This window comes from Pseudomonas sp. BIC9C (assembly GCF_034541995.1).
In the GTDB taxonomy this organism is placed as follows: domain Bacteria; phylum Pseudomonadota; class Gammaproteobacteria; order Pseudomonadales; family Pseudomonadaceae; genus Aquipseudomonas; species Aquipseudomonas fluorescens_CC.
On record NZ_JAWDGM010000004.1, the window covers coordinates 589,308 to 611,606 of the forward strand.

19 protein-coding genes and 1 pseudogene are annotated in these 22,299 nt (G+C 53.7%); 12 read left to right on the plus strand and 8 right to left on the minus strand.

Annotated elements, in window-relative coordinates; all coding sequences use genetic code 11:
* Positions 1-438 precede the first annotated feature (438 nt).
* Positions 439-1,812, minus strand: a complete 1,374-nt coding sequence (locus tag RS887_RS20550; protein WP_322616774.1) for an IS1182 family transposase — start codon at positions 1,810-1,812, stop codon at positions 439-441.
* Between RS887_RS20550 and RS887_RS20555 the strand changes: the two genes are divergently transcribed.
* The 3 genes from RS887_RS20555 (at position 1,811) to RS887_RS20565 (ending at position 3,289) form a co-directional block, all read left to right on the plus strand.
* A complete protein-coding gene (locus RS887_RS20555; protein WP_322616775.1) occupies positions 1,811-1,987 on the plus strand; it encodes a hypothetical protein in 177 nt (58 codons plus the stop codon). The genes RS887_RS20550 and RS887_RS20555 overlap by 2 nt on opposite strands.
* Before the next feature lie 438 nt (positions 1,988-2,425).
* Entirely contained in the window at positions 2,426-2,842 is a 417-nt protein-coding gene (locus RS887_RS20560; protein WP_322616776.1) for a hypothetical protein, read from the plus strand.
* Between the two features lie 6 nt (positions 2,843-2,848).
* On the plus strand, positions 2,849-3,289 hold the full coding sequence (locus RS887_RS20565; protein ID WP_322616777.1) for a type II toxin-antitoxin system YafO family toxin: 441 nt from the start codon (positions 2,849-2,851) through the stop codon (positions 3,287-3,289).
* Between the two features lie 151 nt (positions 3,290-3,440).
* On the opposite strand, the pseudogene RS887_RS20570 reads toward RS887_RS20565, so the two are convergent.
* The 3 genes and pseudogenes from RS887_RS20570 to istA all read right to left on the minus strand — a co-directional run.
* Positions 3,441-3,863: pseudogene (locus tag RS887_RS20570) on the minus strand (ABC transporter ATP-binding protein); the annotation flags it as partial.
* 445 nt (positions 3,864-4,308) lie between these two features.
* Positions 4,309-5,112, minus strand: coding sequence for an IS21-like element ISPsy20 family helper ATPase IstB (istB, locus tag RS887_RS20575; protein ID WP_322615747.1), 804 nt, complete (start codon positions 5,110-5,112; stop codon positions 4,309-4,311).
* Complete coding sequence (gene istA, locus RS887_RS20580; protein WP_322615748.1) at positions 5,105-6,604, minus strand: IS21 family transposase; 1,500 nt, start codon at positions 6,602-6,604, stop codon at positions 5,105-5,107. The genes istB and istA overlap by 8 nt, the downstream gene beginning before the upstream one ends.
* 616 nt (positions 6,605-7,220) lie before the next feature.
* Here istA and RS887_RS20585 point away from each other — a divergent pair.
* Genes RS887_RS20585 through RS887_RS20595 form a run of 3 tightly spaced genes read left to right on the plus strand, consistent with a single transcriptional unit; the run spans position 7,221 to position 10,742 of the window.
* Entirely contained in the window at positions 7,221-7,880 is a 660-nt protein-coding gene (locus RS887_RS20585) for a hypothetical protein (protein ID WP_322616779.1), read from the plus strand.
* On the plus strand, positions 7,870-9,816 hold the full coding sequence (locus RS887_RS20590; protein WP_322616780.1) for a hypothetical protein: 1,947 nt from the start codon (positions 7,870-7,872) through the stop codon (positions 9,814-9,816). Before RS887_RS20585 ends, RS887_RS20590 begins: the two co-directional genes overlap by 11 nt.
* Complete coding sequence (locus RS887_RS20595; protein ID WP_322616781.1) at positions 9,813-10,742, plus strand: TniB family NTP-binding protein; 930 nt, start codon at positions 9,813-9,815, stop codon at positions 10,740-10,742. The genes RS887_RS20590 and RS887_RS20595 overlap by 4 nt, the downstream gene beginning before the upstream one ends.
* Positions 10,743-11,312: 570 nt before the next feature.
* Here RS887_RS20595 and RS887_RS20600 read toward each other — a convergent pair.
* The gene (locus RS887_RS20600; protein WP_322616782.1) at positions 11,313-11,558 is read right to left on the minus strand and encodes a hypothetical protein; all 246 of its coding nucleotides are present in this window, start codon (positions 11,556-11,558) and stop codon (positions 11,313-11,315) included.
* Positions 11,559-14,118: 2,560 nt separating this feature from the next.
* Here RS887_RS20600 and RS887_RS20605 point away from each other — a divergent pair.
* Positions 14,119-14,460, plus strand: a complete 342-nt coding sequence (locus RS887_RS20605; protein WP_322616783.1) for a DUF6124 family protein — start codon at positions 14,119-14,121, stop codon at positions 14,458-14,460.
* A gap of 485 nt (positions 14,461-14,945) precedes the next feature.
* Positions 14,946-16,097 (plus strand): M14-type cytosolic carboxypeptidase, encoded by a 1,152-nt coding sequence (locus RS887_RS20610; RefSeq protein ID WP_322616784.1) that lies wholly within the window; start codon positions 14,946-14,948, stop codon positions 16,095-16,097.
* A 53-nt stretch (positions 16,098-16,150) separates the two neighbouring features.
* Here RS887_RS20610 and RS887_RS20615 read toward each other — a convergent pair whose 3' ends face one another.
* A complete protein-coding gene (locus RS887_RS20615; protein ID WP_322616785.1) occupies positions 16,151-16,696 on the minus strand; it encodes a cytochrome b in 546 nt (181 codons plus the stop codon).
* The gene (locus RS887_RS20620; protein WP_322616786.1) at positions 16,693-17,778 is read right to left on the minus strand and encodes a catalase family peroxidase; all 1,086 of its coding nucleotides are present in this window, start codon (positions 17,776-17,778) and stop codon (positions 16,693-16,695) included. Before RS887_RS20620 ends, RS887_RS20615 begins: the two co-directional genes overlap by 4 nt.
* A 158-nt stretch (positions 17,779-17,936) precedes the next feature.
* Between RS887_RS20620 and RS887_RS20625 the strand changes: the two genes are divergently transcribed.
* Positions 17,937-18,443: a sigma-70 family RNA polymerase sigma factor gene (locus tag RS887_RS20625; RefSeq protein ID WP_322616787.1), complete on the plus strand. Its 507-nt coding sequence runs from the start codon at positions 17,937-17,939 to the stop codon at positions 18,441-18,443.
* Complete coding sequence (locus RS887_RS20630) at positions 18,440-19,192, plus strand: anti-sigma factor (RefSeq protein WP_322616788.1); 753 nt, start codon at positions 18,440-18,442, stop codon at positions 19,190-19,192. The genes RS887_RS20625 and RS887_RS20630 overlap by 4 nt, the downstream gene beginning before the upstream one ends.
* A 130-nt stretch (positions 19,193-19,322) precedes the next feature.
* On the opposite strand, the gene RS887_RS20635 is transcribed toward RS887_RS20630, so the two are convergent.
* A complete protein-coding gene (locus RS887_RS20635; protein WP_322616789.1) occupies positions 19,323-20,159 on the minus strand; it encodes an IclR family transcriptional regulator in 837 nt (278 codons plus the stop codon).
* A 246-nt stretch (positions 20,160-20,405) separates the two neighbouring features.
* On the opposite strand from RS887_RS20635, the gene RS887_RS20640 reads away from it, so the two are divergent.
* Together RS887_RS20640 and RS887_RS20645 are read left to right on the plus strand one after the other, a co-directional pair.
* Positions 20,406-21,431 (plus strand): ABC transporter ATP-binding protein, encoded by a 1,026-nt coding sequence (locus RS887_RS20640; RefSeq protein ID WP_322616790.1) that lies wholly within the window; start codon positions 20,406-20,408, stop codon positions 21,429-21,431.
* Entirely contained in the window at positions 21,428-22,297 is an 870-nt protein-coding gene (locus RS887_RS20645) for an ABC transporter permease (protein WP_322616791.1), read from the plus strand. Before RS887_RS20640 ends, RS887_RS20645 begins: the two co-directional genes overlap by 4 nt.
* The last annotated feature ends 2 nt before the right edge of the window (positions 22,298-22,299 follow it).

Sequence of the window (22,299 nt, forward strand, 5' to 3'; positions counted from 1 at the left end):
AATCCCGCATACACCACCACACAAAGGAATATCAGCTGGAAGCCGACAGTGTTGGCCTGTGTGGTTTTGTCATGGATGCCGTGCTGCGCGGCGAAGATCGAGAGTTGTTGCAGAGTTGCCAGTTTGTCCCAAGAGCGGGATGCGGCGTTAGTTACAAAATTGCACTCCACTTGGCCACCGTTTGCATTCGGCCTGACCAGTCATTTGCATTCGTTCTGGCCGCCGATTACGTCGGATTTGAACAGCACGCTTTGTAACCATCATCGGCAGAGAACGGCCGATTGTGTTGAAAAAGTCGGATTTTCAGCTCGCCTGAACTCAGGCTCGGCCACCTCTGGAGAACCTATTCACCACGTTGCGTGGTTTTTCGGCCCTTCGTTGACCTTTACTGCTCGGTTATTGGGTTAATTTGAGGTTTTTTGCTTCGTGCAGACGCACCTATCCCGTAGCAGGTGGCCCTTGAGAGGTAAATTTGGCCAGCCGTCGCAGGTTCTGCACCGCGGCGGCCAGCGTGAACTCATCGGACGCGCCACTCATACCACGTAGGCGCAAGCGATCCAGTTTCAGGATGCGCTTGAGGTGGGCAAACAACATTTCGACCTTCTTACGTTCGTGGCGAGAGCGCTGATACGCCGGCGTCGCTGCGATGCGTCGAGCCACATCACGCGCGGCTTCATGGACGCTGCGGACAATCTTGCGAATCGAAGTGTTCGGGCAGCACTTGGCTTTCATCGGACATATCGCGCAGTCGGTCTGCCGGGATCGGAAGATGATGGTGTTGGCTTTGGTGACGTGCGAACGCTCGTTCTTGAAGGCTCGCCATTCGCTGCGCAATACGTTGCCGGCCGGGCAGCGGTATTCCTCAGCCTCTTCATTCCAGTGGAAATCGTTACTCGAAAAGCTGTCGTTCTTGCGCTCAGTTTTGTCCCACACTGGCACATGCGGTTCGATGTCTTTGTCCTCCACCATCCAGGCCAGCATCGGCGCTGTGCCGTAAGCGGTGTCGCCAATGAGGCGCTCTGGCTTGATGTCGAACTGCGCTTCGACCCGATCGATCATCGTCTTGGTGCTCTCGACTTCTGCGGTGCGATGAGCCGGTGTGGGTTCCACATCCATGATCACGCCGTGCTCGGTATCGATCAGATAATTCGTGGAGTAAGCGTAGAACGCTGGGCCGCCTGGAGCCGCGGTCCAGCGAGCCTGAGGATCCGTCAGCGACAGGCGCTTCGGTAGCGTTTCGGCCAAAGCCTCTTCATCGAGGCCTTCAAGGTACTCACGCACGGCGCGGGTGCTCAGGGCCGGATCGCTCCAGTTGATCGGTTCATCACCCGGTACGCCGCGCTGCCGACTCGCATCCGCTTTGATGATGCTGGCGTCCACGGCAAAGCCTTCGCCTTTAACCAGGCCTGCGTCCATGCAGCGACGCAGCACTTCATTGAACAACCAGCGAAACAGCTCACTGTCCCGAAAGCGGCCGTGTCGATTTTTGGAAAAGGTCGAGTGGTTGGGGACTTCATCTTCAAGGTTCAACCGGCAGAACCAGCGATACGCCAAGTTCAAATGGGCCTCTTCGCACAACCGCCGCTCGGAGCGAATGCCGTAGCAATAGCCCACGATCAGCATGCGGATCATCAGTTCAGGATCAATCGACGGACGCCCAATCGGGCTATAGAAATCGGCGAGGTAATGGCGCAGGTCGTTCAGATCAAGACACCGATCAATGCTGCGCAGAAGGTGATTGGCGGGGATGTGATCTTCAAGGTTGAACGAGTAAAACAGCCGCTCCTGCCCACTCGATAACTGTCCCATCATGCTGCGTGCTTCCCTGCTGGCCAATGCAGAGATTTTGCCGCAGGCCAGACAGGGAGCTACTTTTTCAACAGAATCGTTCAACGTCGGTCAGTGGCTGGCAGTTGTGAATCTGCGCGAACGCTGCGAGAAAGCCACTGACGGCGATGTTCTCGCTCATGGCTTTTCCGCAGGTTAGTGGCCCCTTCAAGAGCATCCGCTCTGTGTCGATCGAAGCCATCCCCGTGAACTCGAGAGCATCACAGCTGCCGGCATTCTCGCATCCTCGAGGACTTATTATGCGACGGCGCTACAGCTTGAAATGCGGTGTTCACCCTTTTTCCGAGCGATAGCCGCCTGTCTGATATGCCTGGTCGTTACAAAAATGTGGTGACATAACAGTGGCGCATTTGGTCAGACGATATAGAGTCACTTTTACACCGACCTGAAACGCAAGCAACAACAGACCAGAGCACGCCCAAGAGGGCAAAGACCATGAAGCGCGACCACCAACATCACCGTCATGACCCTTATTCTAAAGACGTCATGCTTTCCCTTACTTTGCGTGTGTCGCTGTATTGCGCACAGGTTGCGGCTGCCCCCAACGCTGAGCCGAGCGCTCGCCTGGAAGCCGCACGTGAGAGAAAATGTTGTTGAAGACGCAAAAATTCGTACTGCGATCAAAGAAGCTATTGTCAGCTTGAATGAGCTCAATGACTTTGTGTTTGACGCTGGGCGCTCCATGCTTACAAACATGCCCCCACGGCACGTGATAGAAGATGAACGGTTTTCCGAGGTGGCGAGCACATTGCGCACGCTGGAATCAGTGCTAGCCACTAAGGCTGAGCTATATGCGAACTTGCCAACTATGAGCGACGAATACAATGCGCTTCGGCGCAATCTTGCTACTACGCGTTCGCGGACAGCACAGAACGCCATGATTCTTAAACAGATGTTTCACGTACCCGAAAGCTACGAGAGTTCAATAGATATGAAAGGGCTGGAAGCCTTGGCTTCTATTTCGACAGAGCGCCTCCGCCAGCTTGTGAACTGATGCCGTATGACGATCATTGTCGAATATAGCCCCGACACATACGATGACTTTTTCAAGGATGTTTTGTCCAATCACCCAACAATTTTGAACTCTTTGCGCGACGATTTTTATACCTACATCGCGTCCAACAGAATGACGCTCCCGATATATTTCGGGTGCGACGTGCCATACACTCATCCACATGAAGCCTATGTCGTGGGCTTGATGCACATTCACATCGCCATTCCGCCGTCAGTGTTCCCTACGAGTAAACCGCAGTTTGATCGGAAATGTCCTCTAGGTGATCCCACCAAAGATGCTGCGTTGGTATATGCACAAGGGCTCTACGATGAGGATAGATACATTCTCATCGCCATGCTTCACCCCGGCGCCCACGACAAAGCCCGCACCGAAAAAATAATCAAGCGACTTGCGGGAGTGGCAAAGAGCTTTCGCGATATCTATTAGTCTGACTGTTCTGCATGCCGTCATTCATCCATGACCTTTCGCTCTAGTACAGGCCGCTGACTCTCTAGCCTTGCGCTCGAACCGTTCCCTGCCCAGGATGCCAGTGCCCTCGACTGTGGAAACATCGGCTCAGCTGTGTCGGACATAACAGTTAGAACTCATATTTTTCCTTCCGCTGTATGAAAGCTTCACGCCCTCCTTCCAAGATGCTGGCAACCTGAGCACGGATCGCCGGTACATCGATAGAGCCTTGAGCCTCCAGCCCAAGACAGCCTCTATTCTCTTCAGCTGTAAAGACGCCGATCCACTCCGCATCACCAAACACAGGGATGTTTGCGTTGTGCGTTGCAAAAAGGAATTGCCGCCTGGACTTGGCATCCCTCAGCTCAGTTACGATTCGGTCTGCAATGAAGGCGTTGTCCAAATTGTCCTCTGGCTGATCCATCAGTAATGGATCAGAGTTTTCCAGAAGTAGCATCAGAAGGATGGCTGTGCATTGCTGACCGGTCGATAGTTTGTTCAGCGGGCGGAACACTGGCTCAGCTTCACCGTGAGAAACGTTCAGAAAGATATTCGCCAGTTTTTACCGGTAACAGCTCGCGCTCGATCCCGTGTTTCAAGCGCGGAGGTGATCCGTCATTTCATCGCGACCAAGATCAACGGAAATATAAGGGGGAGTCATTCCTCAAAACGACACCCACCAATGCCGAGACTGTGGCATTTAGGTCTGCTGGTCAGCTCCTTCCTCAGTCGATCTTTTCGCCGATCTGGCTTCTTCTGTTCCCCACAAAAAACTCTGGGGTACAAGTTCCCCCGCTCAAGCGCCCGGAAACATTGGCTGTTCCCACTGTGTCGGCGCTGATTGAAAACTGACCCACCCTGCCGATTGAAAAATGACCCAGGACGGATTGCTGATTTTTGCCCCAGCAATTGTGGATAAGCTTAGCAGTAGTGTTCTGGTTGACGATGCATCCAGCCCCACCGCATGTAGGCATGCAGCAGGGCGTTTATGAAGCGGATCAAAACGGCTCATCGTCCTCGATACTCTCTTCATCCTTGCGCTTTCGTTCTCGTGATTTGATCTTTGTCTGGTCTGCCAAGGTGCTGTGTTGAAGGCGGTAAGACTCGTTGCCCGTTTCGACGATGTGGCAGTGGTGTGTCAGCCGATCCAGCAACGCTGTAGTCATCTTGGCGTCGCCAAACACACTCGACCATTCCGAGAAGCTGAGGTTGGTAGTGATGACCACGCTGGTGTGCTCGTACAGCTTGGACAGCAGGTGAAATAACAGGGCTCCACCGCTTTGGCTAAAGGGCAAATATCCCAGCTCATCAAGTATCACCAGATCTGTGCGAAGCAGTCCCTGGGCGATTCGCCCTGCCTTGCCATCGTACTTTTCACGCTCCAGCAGGTTCACCAGATCCACCGTAGAAAAGAAGCGCACTCGTTTGTTATGGGCCGTGATTCCGGATACAGCCAGGGCACTGGCCAGGTGTGTTTTTCCGGTTCCCGGCCCACCGATGAACACAACATTCTGCGCGGTTTCAGTGAACGCCAAGCTAGATAGATCGCTGACCAGCCGGGCATCAGCGCTGGAAACGCTGAAGTCAAAGCCCGCCAAATCACGGTGCATGGGGAGTTTTGCCATGTTCATCTGGTGGTTCACCGAGCGCACCGCGCGATCCGCCTGTTCCTGTTGAAGCAGATGCTCCAGCAGCCATTTCGATGAAGCCGTTGAGGCTGTTCCTTGAGAGACCAGTTCTTCCCAAGCACTGGCCATACCGTGCAAGCGCAGCTCTTTGAGTTCTGTCATTAAGTCACGCATTGCGGTTCTCCTCATCGGTCGTACGGAGCCGGTCGTAGCGAGCCGTATTGGCAACAGGTGCCACCTTGAGTTGCAGGCTGGTTTCTACGCAGGGAGGTGGTGCAGTGGAGGTCAGCCGGGCGAGGACATTGAGGATGTGATCGGCGCTCAGACTGCCCGACTCAAGTACCAGCTCCACCGCCACCAGCACCGGTTCTAGACCGGCGATAGGCACAGCAGCCAGTACCTGCATCATGATTCGATCACCGTTGGCGTGACGCCTCAGTGCCCGTTTGAGAAGCAGTAACGGCTTCGGTAGATCGGCAAATGGCGCGCCATTACGCAGTGCACCAGGCTTGCGTTCGATAAGCGGGATGTAATGCTGCCAGTCAAAACTGACCTGATCTCGATCAAAGAGGCGCTCGTGACTAGCGATCACCGTTTCATCGGCGATGACCACGATTCGCGAAGGATACAGACGGCTGCTGACCCACTGGCCGACTCGCTCACATGGCACTGAATAGCGATTTCGCGCCACGCTGATCAGGCAGGTGCTGGAGACCCGCACGGTACGTTCGACGTAGCCATCAAACGCTGTCGGCATCGGCATCATTTCAACCCGCTCCAGCTCCAAGACCTCGGCCACCGTCAGCCCGCTGTACTGCGGATGCACCAGCTCGCTCCAGAGCGACCGGCAGCGTTGACCGAGCCAGATATTCAGCTCTTCGAAGGTGTGAAACATGCAATCTTGAGCGTCGATCCAGATGCGCCGTCGGCTGTCTTGGACGTTCTTTTCGACGATGCCTTTTTCCCAACCCGAGGCGACGTTGCAGAAGTCCGGATCGAACAGGTAGTGCGCGCACATTACGGAAAACCTGGCATTGACCGTACGGCCTTTGCCTTTGTTGACCTTGTCGACAGCCGTTTTCATGTTGTCGTAGATGCCGCGACGTGGCACGCCACCCAACGCTCCAAACGAACGGGTATGGGCATCAAACAGCATCTCGTGCCCTTGGCTGGGATAGGCAACCAACCAGAATGCGCGACTGGCGCAGAGCTTCATGTGAGAGACCTGGATGCGTCGAAACAGGCCGCCGATCAGCAGACCTTCTTCGCTCCAGTCAAATTGAAAAGCCTCACCCAAGGCAAAAGTCAGCGGTACAAAAGCGCGTAAAGACTTGCCTTGCTCGCCTCGCCAAGAGCGCACGAACGCCGTGAGCTGGCTGTAGCCGCCGTCATAACCCTCGGCCTTGATCTGTTCGAAAAGTGCTTTGGCGCTTCTGCGGTTGTGCTTTGCCCGGAACGAATCGGCTTTCAGCGCCTGTTCTAGCGTGTCGTGGAATGGGCTGAGTTTGTTGAAGATTGCGCACCGCTGGTACGCCGGTTGAGTGGCTTCGGGTGCTCTGACCCATTTTCGGATGGTGTTTCTCGACAGCCCGGTACGCTTGGCTATCTGATGCAGCGAGAGCTTGTCGCGGAAGTACATCCGCCGGATTTTTCCCAACATTTCCATGCTGATCACCCTGTGTTCTCCTGCTCGAAAAGTGAGCAGAAGCAGTTGAACACCTGGGTCAGTTTTCAGTCGGCAGAACAGCCTCTACTGGGTCAGTTTTCGGTCAGCGGCAACAGCCACTTCCCGTGTGAGGGACATGCATAAGGTCGGCGAGTCCGTGAGCAATAAGCTTGCCACGAAAGTGTTGACACATCGGTTTCCGCGGCCTGGCCAAATTTCGCTCCCATAGACAATCAGCCGATTCGACCCAGTGTACGCCTTAGTAGATAAAACGGTATGTACCGTGTGTGTTTTTCAATAATTGATCGGCCTTAGTTCTGTCCTCCCTCTGTAAAGCCTGCTCTAGAGCCATATAGCTAAAGTGCCTAATTGTGTTTTAGGGGTTTATTTTTTTTAATCCGCTCGGTGTACCGTGGAGTTTCTCTAGATTTCCTACCACTGAAAAAGTAAGGCGAATCATGAAAACCTCTATCACACTCACATTTTTTATTTCCAAACGCTCTATGTCTTGGTATGTGATCCGCTCCACTTCCAGCCGCTTGCACCTTGGCCACACCACGATTTTGTAGTCCGCCCACAACTGCGCCCAAGTAATTCATTTGGATGGAGATGACATATGTTAAATCGTGCTTGGTCGCCAGAAGCCGGAGGGCCGACCCGAAGTTTCAGTCGATCGCACTTCGGCAAACACATTGTGCTGTTTCCATCGCACAAAAATAAAATACAAATTATTTGTGAAAGCCGTCTTGAGGCTGACTATTGTATTCGCCTAGAGTTTGATAACAACGTCAAACGTTATTTCCCGCAACCTGTAACAACTAAGTTTTGGGTAACCGGAAAAGTCATCCACTACACTCCCGACTTTTTTGTGAGAACTCACGACCACACTGACTATTTTGCGGAGGTAAAACCCAGCCTCAGCTATTGCACCTCCGAATACCTAGACACACTACTGTTATTTAACAAACTGGCAAAAAAACTTAATTATAACTTCGTCAAAATCGAAGGCAACCTGATACAACAAAAACCCATGAAGACCACGTTGCAGACACTGTACTTTCGTTCCTTGCATACACATCTCCTCGAGTACGAGTATTTGCTCCAGCAAATCAACCAGAAAACCTCACTCACACTCAGAGAACTGCTTAATCAACCTGCCCCGCCCTCGATGAGGGCAATAGCAAAGGCCATCGTGGAAGGATACATTCGGATTGATCTGAATAAAACCTTAACTCTCAATAGTACGCTATGGTTTGGAGATCATCATGAGTGTTGACTCCCCCATCACTCCGGGCGCCCAATATGCTCTGAACCATGACATCCATGAAGTAATCTCCGTCGAGCCAGACTATATTGCAATTCGTTCAATCAGTAACAAACGCTACCTATTCATGCCACATGATACATTTCAAGCACTCCAGGCAAAGGGAGATCTGATTCTTCACCAGCACGCGCCTATTAATAAGTCCCTTGTTCCTCTCCTAACAAATTTGACGACTCCCCAATCACAGTCAGTGCGCAGAAAAGTTCACTACATCCATGGCCTCGCAAAAAAATTCCACGGCACGCTGCCATATTTAGATACTATCGCCGAATCGAAAGTATTGGCTGCCAGCTATGGTGAACCCACCCCACCTTGTTATACGTCCCTTTACACTTGGTTCCGCCAATACAAAGAATCTAATTTTAACCCACTGGCTTTAATAAAAAAGCCCAGCACACGTCCCCGTGGCAAACAATTGTGCAGCATGACTCACGCCATCATTAGAGACTACATTTATACCGTTTACCTTAAGCGTCCTCACCCCAATATCAAAACACTATATATATTCATCCAATCTCATATCGAAATTGAAAATCGAACCCGCTTGACGCACTCCACCACGCCAATTGATATGCCTTCACTGAGCACTGTGCACCGCGCCATCAATTCCACAAACCGCTATCTGTTAGACCTGCGGCATCACGGCCATAAATTCGCCGCTGATGCCCATAAATTTGGGATTAAACATGAGGTATCCAACACTTTGCTTGCCGTCGTGCAAGGTGACTCGCACCTGATGGACTTAGAACTAATTGATGAGAATGGATGCAACTTGGGACGTCCCTGGCTGTATTTGCTGATCGAGTTATCAACTCGCTGCATTATTGGATGGGAACTATCATTTATACCACCGTGTGCGGAAAAAGTGCTGCGTGCTTTTCGAATGGCACTAGAGATTTCTACGGACAATCAGCCTGGAGGCCGGATGGAGGAACTTGTGTTAGACAATGGTCTAGAAACAGCCAATCATACTATTCAAAACGTTGCCGAATTACTAGGTTTCAAAATTACCTACGCGCCCCCGGGCTGTCCAGACGTGAAAGCTCATGTTGAACGTTTTTTCGCTACACTTAATAGCGGTCTTATTCACTCTATTCCGGGCACTACTTACTCCAACAGGGAAATAAGGGCTGGTTATAATTCTGAAAAAAAAGCATGCCTTACCATCGATCAATTGAATCACCATTTTTCACAATGGATCCGCAATGTCTATCATGAGTTTTACCATACAGGGATAAACCAATCTCCCCGTATGGCGTGGGAGTCAGCTTTGGTTGACCAGCTCCCGCCGGAACGCTATTCCAAAGACGACTTGGATGCACTCTGCCGAAGCCTTACTTATCGTAGACTCGCCAAAGGCAGAGTTCGGCATTTAAATTTAAGCTGGACCGGGCCTGGAGTTCCTGAGTTAGCACACCGTCTAAAACCTAAGCAAAAAGCACTGATCTACTATGACACTTCTGATCTATCAACAGTGTGGGTTGCTCACCCTGACCGTCCAGCAGAACTTTTTGAAGCTTATGCCACTGACCCCAATTATCAAAATCATTTGACGCTCTTCGAACACAAATTAGTTCAAGAAAGACTAATAGAGCAACGCCTCGCTTTTTCTGACGCTAATGCACGGCAGGCGTTAATGGACCTCCACCGTGAAATCCAACTGGATAGCGAGGAAAACAGAGTTAAGGTCAGATATAAAAAACGGAATTCGAGCAAGCGCTCAAAAAAGAAAGCTGTCCGAAGAGAGCATGTCAAGAAAACACGCAGCTTGCTGATACCGCCTACCCTCTCCGATATTGAAATATCCGCAGCAGAAGCGACGCTCACAGACCGCCTAGTGAGTCCTGAAGCCTTTCCAGTGATCCATCTAAAAGGAAAATCATCATGAATGAGTTAATCGAAGAAAAACTAGCAGCACTTTCCAACACAACCATTTTATATCCAGCGTACGAAAAAGCGATCAAAAAAATACAGCATAGCATCAGCGTTTCCAATACTCGCGGTGAACCAAGCAGCGCGATGCTTCTAGGGGACGCCGGCACGGGAAAAACAACATTATGCAATCACTTGGTTAATATTATCGGCAAGCCTATCGACATCTGCGACACGGATGGCGCATATCAATACACCCCTATACTGCTCTGTTCAATACCTGCACATTTCACTATCAAGAGCTTAACATTAGGAATCTTGGAAAAACTGGGATGCATAGAAAGTGTATACCAATCCGCAACCCTTAACTACCGACTAGTAACCAGACTAAAAACCTGCAGAACCAAAGTAATAGTACTGGATGAATTTCAACACCTGCTGGAAAAGGGTGCTGAAAAAACCCGAGAAATGCTGTGCAATTGGGTTAAGGATCTAACAAATCAAACTCTCATTCCAATCATCTTAGCAGGCACCCCAAACTGCGAGGCAATTGTTGACAATCACCCCCAACTGGCAAGGCGATACCCCTACCGAATACAACTACATAATCTCTCGTTTAACTCAGAGTTCCGCCCCGTTCTAACTGCTTTATTCGGTGAAATGATCAAAATCGGCAATCTTCGTGCGGAAATCGTTATCACTGACGTGCAGACAGCTAAAATATTTTATGCCTACAGCGGGGGAAACCTGAACTCTCTATGCTTATTATTATACGAAATTTTTCAGCATTCTCTTACAAAGGCAGAAAACACCTTAACTCTAAATGATTGTATTGCTGCCCTCGATGAACTGGATTTCCCTCCCTATTTCCCACTCACAGGAAATGCGTTCACATTAGCCCCCCGCATAATAAACAACGTATTAAGCAGGCACTCACCATGAACTCTCTATGCTTTGTGGCCAATCCGCATTTTGAGGAGAGCCCGAGTAGTATACTCATGAGAACCGCGTTTCATAACGGATTCTCCTGCGTTAATACAATGGCCAAAGCGCTAAAAATCCCGGGAATAAGCAGCCCACTGAGACTGGTTCTCTCTGACGGCCCTCTGTGCAGCTTGCTCTGCGATGCATCTCATAGCCTTGAGGAGAGACTAAAAGAAAGTTTCTATTCGCAGTTTCGAACACACTTGGGGTGCAGAGCTGATATCTTAATTGCAGGAATGGCGGTGCCCTGGGTGGCACTTCGACGACCCCAGGTTTTTTGTCCACGTTGCCTTCAAGATGGCTATTTGAAATTCATTCAGGACATCGATGGTTTCGGATCATGCCCTTACCATGGCACAGCTTATTTAACGAAATGCGCAATATGCGAACGTTCGTTTAATTGGAAAAGCATTTTGGACAGCCACTGCCTATGCGGATTTGATTTGCGGCAGTCCCCTGATATTCGAAGTGACGACCAATCAGGTTTAACACTGCTTAAAATTTTTCGCAGCCTGGATCAAGACGCATTCAATCGAACATTTGCTGCATTAAATTGCTTGAGATTTCGATATCTGAAAAGCGGCCGACGAACCGACATTTTCGACACTGCGTTAAATATTGGATTGAAAAGCAAAAAATGCCTGCACGACTTGCTGACAAGTGATCTCTTAAACTATAGACAGCTTCCCCCACAAGCGATAGCTGCGCCTTGGCTATCATCTGAAGACGAGTGGATACGGACAACAACACAAAAATTCGTCCTTCAATACTCATGGAGGAGCACTCCGTGTGCAACGCAAAATTGTTGTGCAAATTTCGGGTTAACGGCTAACGACCTCCGCCCCCTCCTTTCCTTATCTAGAACCCATTTGAGCGAAGCTGTAAACTCAGGAAAAATCAAAAAACAATACATTGGCAGCTTTCTCTTCTACACTTCAAAACACCTGTGTGTTTTTTTACGATCTATCAATTGTAAAGCAAAACGCCCTCCCGTAAATGGCAACCTCGACAGAGAAAACTACTTGTGCCTCAGTGAAATAAGACTATCTCTTCAGTTACAAACCCCAACTATAAAATTACTTATAGCGCGCGGCCTTTTTGGCAAAGTCATAATACATAATTATAGCACACTCATAGAACAAACTAATGTTAAAAAGTTTGACGACCTCTACATTAGTGGCAGCGCTCTAGCATTATCACTAAATGTTCCTGCTAGAGCCCTTCACAGAATACTAACAACTCTCGGCATTAAGCATTTAGACCTTCCACCGCTACCCCGCATAGGAACTAGAGTTTATTTACGGACATCTATCACACTTAAAACACGCAAACAAATAACTAAGATGTACGTCAAATACATACAATCAACTCTACCCAAATTGCACGAGCGGACCATTGCTAATGAATTAAAGCTAAAGCTGCCAATGGTTAAATATCTTCTTAAGAATCCTAGGTATTATCTTCGAGGCAAAAAAAAGACTCTGCACCCCGGCCCGCCTGAACTGTCGAAACCATTATTAACAGAATTAAAAAAATGGAGAAAAAGTCATTTCACCGATAGAGAAGTTGCCGACCTGGCAAATATAAGCTACCCAGATTTTTGTCGGCGCTTTTTGCACAACAAAACCTTTATACCAACGAAAATTCTAAAAGAAAAATTTTACGACAGAAAAACGCTTAGCTCAATACTACGACATACCAAAAAATACATTTCGGTAACGGAGGTTAAAAAAATAACTAACTTTAACAACGCCACCCTAAACAGGGTCGTTAGATTAGGCGTCATTCGCAAAGTCTACTGCAGAAGAAAAAACGGTTCCGACGGGCTATCACTCTATTACGCAGCAGACATTTCGAACTGTAAAATACAATCACTCATCTCTAAGACTCCCGACTTACGTGATTACAACATAAAACAATCGTCTAACCTTTAACTTTTCACAGCGAAAACTATTAGTCACCTTTCACACACCAGCCATTAGTATGACATCGCACTTTCTGGGCGAGGACGTAAGCCAAGCATAAATCGTCATCTATTTTAATTCCCACCCAGTAACTGTCGGCGGCAATATTAATTGCAACAGCACAGAATTGGTTAGCATTAACGGCCTGCTTCGCTTTTTGATATAGCTGCGACGGTTGGTGGAAATAGTGGTCAATGGACTGTCTGAATAGCTTACCGGTAAACCTGCTGTGGTTTTTACGGAAATGCCACGGCTGGCCGCAGCTATTACCAGCGCAGCGTAGTTCAGTCGTATCTATCCCCAGGTCCAGCATCTTTCCGTACATCCTGCCAGAGAGTCTGTATGGCCCCCGCCGAGCAGCATCCCTTCGTCTGGCCTTGGTCGACAGGCATGTCTGGCTGTGCCTGCCGGCTTGCTATCCTTGTAGAGCAGGGCAGGATCAGCGCACAACCCGTTAAACCGGGCGGATTAATCAAATTAATCATCCGGCAGGGCCGTGCCAGGGTGACACCAAGAATAGCCCCCACGCCTCGGGCAGGTCTTGGACCTGTACTGCGCACCAGGGGGTTAGTTATTTCTCACCCCAGAAAATGCCCCGCAGGGTGCCATGGCGTACCGTATACCCCCATCAACTTTCACAACCTGCCAAATCACCCAATGCCTTGCTACGTCTCCTGCAACTAAAAGGCTTAGGTACACAGCAACAGCAAGTCCAAGCCCTGTGGGTCCTGGACTATATCGGCTATCACTGGTTACTCATCTATATGCGACCGTTATAGAATCCGCACAAGCGCCTTTTTGCCACCGTCCAGTTCGACGACATCTTGCAGCTGTAAGACTTTGATCGGCGCCTGCGCCTAGTGTTCTGGATGCGATCGACCGTATTGAGGTCGCGCTCCGTTCGCCCCTGTGATCATCGATCTAATTGGTACGGAGGTGCAGTTGAAACTGCCATGCGTTTACGCGGGCCTCCAAGATGGCAATGTCTTGGCTATCGATGCAGTGAACACCGCTTCGAGGCCCCAGACAAACTGACCACGAAAAATGTCCGCTACACACCTGCCCGTCTCGAGCAGTTTTTATCGCAGTCATTTGTAAAATAATTTCGAATAACCGACAGCAATACTTTATGCCAATTCATTGAAGCTACCGGCCTTGGTATCCATTCGATAGCGCGAATAGCTAATATTTATTCAAGTTAAGATGCGATAAATGCACATAAATTCGTCATCTACTGACACTAAAAATTAAACCGATGAATTTATTTAACAAACCAGCTGTCTATGTCAACTTCGCAATTTATAATTTGATGACACATGTCGTTAGGATCGATTCACGGATCTGAATCCAACACGGAGCTTGCCATCACCATGAACCCACCTGCCAATGACCTGTCGGACATGCAAATCGACACCACCCTCACCTCGCCCCAGGGCTCAGCGGCGGCACAACGCGCGCTGGACTATTACTTGAAACCCGCCATTTCGGAGGAAGTGGCCGAGCTGAGCTTTTTTGAAGTGAACCGCAATATCAGCGGCGAAGAGGCGCTGGTGCATGCCTTGGACCTGTTGCGCTGTGCTGCCGCCACCGCGTATGAATCAGCCAGTCACCTGCAAGGCGCAAACCGCGACCTGGCGTTTTCGACGGTGCACATGATCGACATGGCCAAGGCGATGGTCGATCGATCGCTGGAGAAGTATGAAAACGGTTGAGGCAAGAAGGCCAATCGAGAGGACAGGAAAGAACTTTCCTGCCGCACAGGTGAAAACGTTTGACTTGCAAACGAGAATGATTATTATTGCATCAACTGGTCGCGAGATCAGTCGATGGACCAGGTGACCTTAGGTCGGTCTCCTGGACTATCTCCTCATCAGGCTAATCACGGTTTTTGACCCGGCTTTTTGCCGGGTCTTTTTTTTGCCAGTTTTCTGGCTTTTGGCTTCAGGCTAATGAAGTCTTTGGGTGTCGCAAATTCGATGGCGCGGATGATATCAAAAGAATGCCGCCTGGCAAGAGAAGCCCGCCATCACTGGTTCAAACCAGCGACAAATAGCACTTGAGAATCAATCGCATAGCCTCTAAGCTGCGACAGCGTCAAGGAGGACGCCCCCACCTCTGCACCCCGCAATTTCCCTCGGTTTCACCCCACTCTTGCGTGTAAAGTAGCCGCCATAAAAATCATATTCAGGACTCGATTATGACCGTGGGCAAATCCTCTTTCGACATCAGTGCCAACTTCGACAGCGGCAACATCCAAGTCATCGACATCAGCGACCCGCTAAGACCGCTTCTGGCCATTCGTCCGGACACCCGCAGTGCCCATTTCCAGTGGTTTCACTTCAAGGCCAGCGGCCTGCATGTCGGACAGGAGCACTGGTTTCGCCTGAACAATGCCAGCCAATCCTCCTATAACAAGGCCTGGACCGGTTATCAGGCGGTGGCGTCCTATGATCACGTCAACTGGTTCCGCGTTCCGACCATTTTTGAAGGCGACTGCCTGCGCTTCAGCCTCGAAGCCGAGCAGACCCACGCCTGGTTCGCCTACTTCGAACCCTACAGCCGTGGCCGCCACGACTGGCTGATCGAGCAGGCACTGAGCAAGGCTGGCACTGAGTTGCTGGCCACCGGCAAAAGTGTCGAAGGTCGCGACATCCAGTTATTGCGCAAAGGCACCGGGGCCGAAGGCCGGCGCAAGGTGTGGATGATTGCCCAGCAACATCCGGGCGAACACATGGCCGAGTGGTTCATGGAAGGCGTGATCGAACGCCTGGAAAAACACGACGACCCTGTGCTGAATAAACTGCTGGCCAGCGCCGACCTCTACCTGGTGCCGAACATGAACCCGGACGGTGCTTTCCACGGCCACCTGCGCACCAACGCCATGGGCCAGGACCTCAATCGCGCCTGGCAGAGCGCCAGCCAGGAAATCAGCCCGGAAGTCCTGTTCGTACAGAAACAGATGGAAAAATATGGCGTCGACATGTTCCTCGACGTCCATGGTGACGAGGAAATCCCCCACGTATTCACCGCCGGTTGCGAGGGCAACCCCGGTTACACGCCGCGGATCGAAAAGCTCGAGGAGCACTTCCGCAGCCATCTGAAGCACACTACCAAGGACTTCCAGACCAAATACGGATACACCCGCGACGAGCCGGGCAAAGCCAACATGACGCTGGCCTGCAACAGCGTCGGGCAGAAGTACGACTGTCTGTCGCTGACCCTGGAAATGCCGTTCAAGGATCACGACGATCATCCGAACGCGGAAACCGGTTGGTCGGGCAAGCGTTCGAAACAGTTGGGCAAGGATGTGCTGACCACGCTGGCCGATATGGTCGATACCCTGCGCTGACCACCTGTGGCGAGGGGCTTGCCCCCCTCGCCACAATGATTGATCGGCAGCTTTCAACCGCGATCCTTACCCCGCAACATGCTGTCCAGCACCTCATCGCGGCGCACCCAGCCGTGAAACAGCGCCGCCGCCAAATGCAGCAACACAGTCAGAAACAGCAGATACGCCAGATACCCGTGCGCCTTGCGCAGGAAGGCAAACACCTGCGGGTTCGCCGGCACAATCGACGGTAGTTGCAACGAACTGCTGAGCATTACCGGCTCACCAGACGCCGAAATCATCGCCCAACCCAGCAGCGGCAAAACCAGCATCAACGCATACAATAAGACATGCGACGCCTTGGCCGCCAGCGCCTGCCAACCTGGCAGGTCCGCCGGCAGCGGTGGCTGCGTGGTGGAAAAGCGCACCACCAGCCGCACGATCACCAACAGCAAGATCGCGACGCCCAAGGGCTTGTGCAGATGAATCAGCCACTCATGCCGCTCGGACACCGAGGCGACCATGCCGGCACCGATAAACAGCATGGCAATGATCATCAGCGCCATCAGCCAGTGCAGCAGGCGCGCCAACGGGGCGAAGTGGTTCGGTTGGGTGCTCATTGCAGGGCCTCCTGTTTGGCGGCGGGCAACTGGCTGACTTCGCTGGTGCGACGCAGGTAGGAATTGGCGTAACCGGCTGAACGAGCGGCGAGCAACGGGTCGTCGGAACCTTCGATCCCGGCAGGCAACACCAGCGGGTCGTAGTTGATGTCACGGCATTCACCGTTAAGTTGCGGCTGAGTCTTTTCCAGCACCAGGGTGCCAGCGTTCAACACCTTACGCCCTTCGGACCAGGCCTTGCTGGCGTCGTTGACCGGGTCGCCGGGGTTGGCCAGGGTAATGTTCAACTGCCAGCGCAAGGGGCCAGCGGCGATGCGCTGGACCAGGTCTTTCTCCAGGAAATCACTGCCTTCCGGTGCCGTGGCACCTGGCGCGTCCTGGGCCATCGGCACCATGTTCCAGCGCACGGCCTGGCGCTGGCCAGCCGCGTTGACCAGGTAGAACGCATTGACGCTGTTGTAGTTTTCGGTCACGTAACTGGCCGACGGCTTGGCGGTTTTGATCCAGGCCAGGAACGGTGCGGCTTCCGGGTGCGAAGCAAAAAATGCCGGTACCGCCTTGGGGTCCGGTTTGCCGGTAGCCGGGTCTGGCGACTGGGCTTTTTGCAATTGATAGAACGCCTCGGGCGTGCCAACCGGGAATACCGGCATGCTGTTCATCCCCGTACGCCACTGCTGGCCGTTGGCCTGAGTGAAGCGCAAGGCCATGCTGCGGATCGGCACGGCACTGTCAGGCGCATAGGGATTACCGGCCGGCAAGGCAAAACGCCCGACCACCGGTGTCCGCGCTTCATTGAACACCTGAGCGGTGGAATAGCTGCGTGCCTCGCCACTGCTCTCGAAATGCCCGATCACGCACACGCCTTTGGCATGGTTGCGACGGAAACCCGGATGCATGCCGTTGTTGGTTTCCAGTACGTTGATCAGTTTCTTCGGGGTCAGGCGCTGTGGGTCAAAGGTGCCGTTGACGTAGGCAAACGCCCCAGCCACTGAGGCAACGACCAGGGCAATGCCAGCCAGACGCAACGTCAGGCTCGCCGCACTCAAGGGTGGCCGGGTTGGCGGTGATGATCGATCTACCATGAAAGACTCCAGGGCCATCGGCCACAAGTGAGAAGAATCAAGCAGACGAACCCCACACAGGATTATTCCCATGCGCGGTATTTATTTTTTCAAGGGTGGAATAACCTCCGGCACGGGGCGTCTTCCTAGTCCCAAGCGTAGTGACTAGTCAGAACTTCATGAATGATATCGACGAACAACTGAGAGAAATCATTCCCCGATTGCGGCGGTTCGCTGTGTCGTTGACGCGCAACACCAGCAGCGCTGACGACCTGGTGCAGGCGAGCCTGGAGCGGGCGCTGTCGAGTTGGGGTGGCAAACGCGCCGAGGGCGACTTGCGCGCCTGGCTGTTTTCGATTCTCTATCGGCAGTTTCTCGATGCGCACCGCCGTTCCCGGCGTTATGCGCGCATGCTCGAATTCTTCACCGGGCGTGACGATACCCAGCCCTCGGTGGAACGCACCGTGATGGCACAATCCACCCTCAACGCCTTCGATCAACTGCCCACGGAGCAACGCGCGCTGCTGCTCTGGGTGTCGGTGGAAGGCTTGAGTTACAAAGAGGTCGCCGAGGTTCTCGACGTCCCCATCGGCACCGTGATGTCCCGCCTGTCCCGGGCTCGCCAGGCCCTGCGCCAACTCAGCGATGGCGAAATCAACCGCCCCTCCCTGCGGAGACTCAAATGATCAGCATGCCCCCCAGCGAGCGTGACCTGCACGCCTATGTCGACCACCAACTCAGTGATTCCGACCGGCTTCTGGTGGAAACCTTTCTCGCCAACAATCCGGACACGGCGGCACAGATACGGGCCTGGCAACAGGATGCCCAACGACTGCGAGCGGCCCTCAGTGGCGCCTTGCAACAACCGGCCAACCCGGAGCTCGATCCGGCGCTGATCCGCCAGCGCCTCAAACGCCAATCCCGGCGCCACCTGACCAGCGCCGCGGTGCTCCTGATTGCCGTCAGCGTTGGCGGGTTCAGCGGCTGGCAGGCCCGGGAAATGACCCTCCTCAGCGCCGCGCAACCGATGGCCGATGCCATGCAGGCTTACCGTCTGATTGCCGAGCAGGGGCTGTTGCCGGCCGACTATAAGGCTGGTGACGACGGCGACATGCAGGGTTGGCTCGACCGTTATTTCACCCAGGCCAATCGCTTACCGGACCTGGCTGGCGCCGGGTTCAAACCGGTGAGCGGACGCCTGCTCAGCACCGAACAGGGGCCCGCGGCGATGGTGGTGTATGAAGATCAGGGCGGGCACAAGATCAGTTTTTACGTGCGTCCACCGGGGCCGAAAAACTACCTGCTGCCCAGAGGCAGTCGCAGCGATGGCGGGTTGCAGGCCGAGTATTGGTCGGGGGGCGGCTACAACTATGCGATGGTCAGCCCGGCGGATACACCCGCGGCGCAGATGCTCCGGCAGACCGTGAACTTCTGACCACACTATCCCCTGTGGGAGCGGGCTTGCCCGCGATGACAGAGTGTCAGTCGCCATTTATGTTGCCTGGCACACCGCAATCGCGGGCAAGCCCGCTCCCACAGGGTTCAGTGATGCTCAGAGATTGTGGTCAACCTTGGCCAAACACCTGCGAAGGCCGCCGCAGCAACGGATCAAACGGATTGATCCTCGGCCCGATCAATGCCGCTTCGCGCTTGAGCATCTCCACCACCGTCGGCAAGCGATCAGGCCCCAGGCGGTCACTCACGGTCGCCACACTCAATGCCGCCACCGCCCGGCCCTCACGATCGAGAATCGGTACCGCCACCCCGGCCATGCCCTGCAGCACGCCGGTGTTGCGCCCGGCGTAACCGAGCTTGCGCACGTTCTCGACCTCCGAACGCAGGAACACCTCGTCATACAGATGGAAGTCCTTGAGCCGCGGCAAGTTGTAGTGGATCACCGTGTCGCGCTCCTCTTCCGGCAGGAACGCGAGAATCGCCAGGCTGCCTTGCCCCACGCCCAAGGCCACGCGTCCGCCGATGTCGCCAGTGAAGGTACGTATCGGAAACGGCCCTTCGCTGCGGTCCAGGCAGATCGCATCGAAGCCGCTGCGCGCCAGCAGGAACAATGAATCGCCCAGCGACGCCGATAGCCGCAGCAAGGCCGGACGCACCAGTTCGCGCAGGTTGCCGCTGTTGCCCGCGCGAGCGGCCAGGGCGAAAAAGTCCAGGCTCAGGCGATAGCGTTTGCTGCGCGCATCCTGCTCGACCATGCCCTCGTCCATCAGGCTGCGCAGCAAACGATGAGTCGTCGGCTGCGACAAGCCGATGTGCTGGGCCAGTTGCGTCACCCGTTCACCGCCCTCGACCGTATCGCCCAACGCCCGCAGCACCGCAAACAGTCTTGAGACGGCGCCGACTCCGACTTCATTTTTTATTTCATTCCGCTCATTGGAATCTGACATGGATATTCTCGACAATTAATTTACTCACTGAATGAAACTGAAAATAGTCATCTCCTCAGTGAAATTGGCCATTGAGCCCATCCTAGTCTTCGTCCTAATCTGCGTCCAGACAGGGGCGATTCGAACAACAGCGGCAGCCGACTCAAGTCGAGCACCAACGCACCCCGGCAACATTTTTTCGTATCTGCCCATACAAGAAAGCGCGCCTTCGGGCAACGCATAACAATCTCAGGTGGAGGCGCACTCATGGCTTTTGTGCAACTTGAAAAACTCGGCAAACGCTACGGTGAAATCGACGCCGTAGTGGCCACTGACCTCTCGGTGGAGAAAGGCGAATTCGTTTCCCTGCTCGGCCCCTCCGGATGCGGTAAGACCACCACCCTGCAAATGATCGCCGGCTTCGTCGAAGTCACCAGCGGGCGCATCGTCCTGGACGGTCGGGACATCACCCATGCCAAGCCCGCCAGTCGTGGCCTGGGCGTGGTGTTCCAGAGTTACGCGCTGTTCCCGCACATGACCGTCAAGGACAACGTCGCTTTCGGCCTGCGCATGCGCAAGGTACCGAACGGCGAGATCCAGCAACGGGTCGAGCGGGTGCTCAAGCTGGTGCGCCTACATCAGCATGCCGAGCGTTATCCACGGGAACTGTCCGGCGGCCAGCGCCAGCGTGTCGCCCTGGCCCGGGCATTGGTGATCCAGCCGCCGGTGCTGCTGCTCGATGAACCGCTGTCCAACCTCGACGCCAATCTGCGCGAAGAGATGCAATTCGAGATCCGCCGCATCCAGCGCGAAGTCGGCATTACCACGCTGATGGTCACCCACGACCAGTCCGAAGCCCTGTCGATCAGCGACCGCGTGGTGGTGATGCAGGCCGGGCGCATCACCCAGATCGACGCGCCCTACACCCTCTACGAACACCCGCGTACCGAGTTCATTTCCGGGTTCGTCGGCAAAGCCAACCTGCTGCCCGGTGAACGCGACACGGCCGGTGTGGTTCAGGTGTGCGGACGTGGCGATGGCGACCTGACCCTGAGCCTGCGTCCGGAAAAAATCGATCTGCGCGATGCAGGCCACGGTCGCCTGCAAGGCAAGGTCAGCAGCCGCTTCTTCCTCGGCAGCCAATGGCTGTACGGTGTTTCCACGACCCTGGGCGAACTCTGCGTGGTGCGTCGCAATGACGGCTCAGCGCCACTGAGCGAAGGCACGGCGGTCGGCCTGGACTGGGACGCGGCGCTGTTGCGGGTGCTGAGTGTCGACGAGGTGTCGGCATGAGTGCACTCGCCGCCATTCGCCAGGGCCGACAGGGTTACCTGCTGTCGGCACCCGCCCTGGCGTTGTATGTCAGCCTGCTGGTGATCCCGCTGATGCTGACGCTGCTGTTGTCGTTCAACGTCTTCGACTACGGCTCGGGGATCAAGGGCGACGCCTACACCGTCGATCACTACGGCAACCTTCTGGGTGATCCGTACTTCTACGAAATCTTCCTGCGCACTCTATGGATCAGCGCGCTGACCACCCTGCTCTGCGTGCTGATCGGGGTGCCCGAGGCTTACATCCTCAGCCGTATGGGCACGCCATGGCGCTCGATCTTCCTGATCCTGATCCTCACCCCGCTGCTGATTTCTGTGGTGGTGCGTGCCTTCGGCTGGAGCCTGCTGCTCGGCGCCGATGGCCTGGTCAACCAGGTCCTGCAAACCCTCGGCGGTTCGCCGATGAAGCTGCTCTACACGCCATTCGCCGTGGTGATAGCGCTGGTTCACGTGATGCTGCCGTTCATGATCATTCCGGTCTGGACCTCGTTGCAGAAACTCGACCCCGCCGCCGAGCAAGCTGCGCTGTCGCTGGGCGCCGGCCACTTCACGGTGATTCGCCAGGTGGTATTGCCACAGGTCATGCCCGGCATCCTGTCCGGCACCCTGATCGTGTTCGGCCTCGCCGCCAGTTCCTTCGCCATTCCCGGCCTGCTCGGCGGACGCCGCCTGAAGATGGTCGCCACGCTGATCTACGACCAGTACCTGTCGGAACTCAACTGGCCCATGGGCGCGACCATCGCCGTGGCCCTGCTGCTCATCAACCTGCTGATCATGCTGTCGTGGAACCGCATGATCGAAGGCCGCTACAAGAAGTCATTGGGATAATT

Coding starts and splice junctions, on each gene's coding strand:
- RS887_RS20555 (WP_322616775.1), top strand. CDS start 1,811: ATGCTGCGTGCTTCCCTGCTGGCCAATGCAGAGATTTTGCCGCAGGCC.
- RS887_RS20550 (WP_322616774.1), bottom strand. CDS start 1,812: ATGATGGGACAGTTATCGAGTGGGCAGGAGCGGCTGTTTTACTCGTTC.
- RS887_RS20565 (WP_322616777.1), top strand. CDS start 2,849: ATGACGATCATTGTCGAATATAGCCCCGACACATACGATGACTTTTTC.
- istB (WP_322615747.1), bottom strand. CDS start 5,112: ATGCGTGACTTAATGACAGAACTCAAAGAGCTGCGCTTGCACGGTATG.
- istA (WP_322615748.1), bottom strand. CDS start 6,604: ATGGAAATGTTGGGAAAAATCCGGCGGATGTACTTCCGCGACAAGCTC.
- RS887_RS20585 (WP_322616779.1), top strand. CDS start 7,221: ATGTTAAATCGTGCTTGGTCGCCAGAAGCCGGAGGGCCGACCCGAAGT.
- RS887_RS20590 (WP_322616780.1), top strand. CDS start 7,870: ATGAGTGTTGACTCCCCCATCACTCCGGGCGCCCAATATGCTCTGAAC.
- RS887_RS20595 (WP_322616781.1), top strand. CDS start 9,813: ATGAATGAGTTAATCGAAGAAAAACTAGCAGCACTTTCCAACACAACC.
- RS887_RS20600 (WP_322616782.1), bottom strand. CDS start 11,558: ATGAGTATTGAAGGACGAATTTTTGTGTTGTTGTCCGTATCCACTCGT.
- RS887_RS20605 (WP_322616783.1), top strand. CDS start 14,119: ATGAACCCACCTGCCAATGACCTGTCGGACATGCAAATCGACACCACC.
- RS887_RS20610 (WP_322616784.1), top strand. CDS start 14,946: ATGACCGTGGGCAAATCCTCTTTCGACATCAGTGCCAACTTCGACAGC.
- RS887_RS20615 (WP_322616785.1), bottom strand. CDS start 16,696: ATGAGCACCCAACCGAACCACTTCGCCCCGTTGGCGCGCCTGCTGCAC.
- RS887_RS20620 (WP_322616786.1), bottom strand. CDS start 17,778: ATGGTAGATCGATCATCACCGCCAACCCGGCCACCCTTGAGTGCGGCG.
- RS887_RS20625 (WP_322616787.1), top strand. CDS start 17,937: ATGAATGATATCGACGAACAACTGAGAGAAATCATTCCCCGATTGCGG.
- RS887_RS20630 (WP_322616788.1), top strand. CDS start 18,440: ATGATCAGCATGCCCCCCAGCGAGCGTGACCTGCACGCCTATGTCGAC.
- RS887_RS20635 (WP_322616789.1), bottom strand. CDS start 20,159: ATGTCAGATTCCAATGAGCGGAATGAAATAAAAAATGAAGTCGGAGTC.
- RS887_RS20640 (WP_322616790.1), top strand. CDS start 20,406: ATGGCTTTTGTGCAACTTGAAAAACTCGGCAAACGCTACGGTGAAATC.
- RS887_RS20645 (WP_322616791.1), top strand. CDS start 21,428: ATGAGTGCACTCGCCGCCATTCGCCAGGGCCGACAGGGTTACCTGCTG.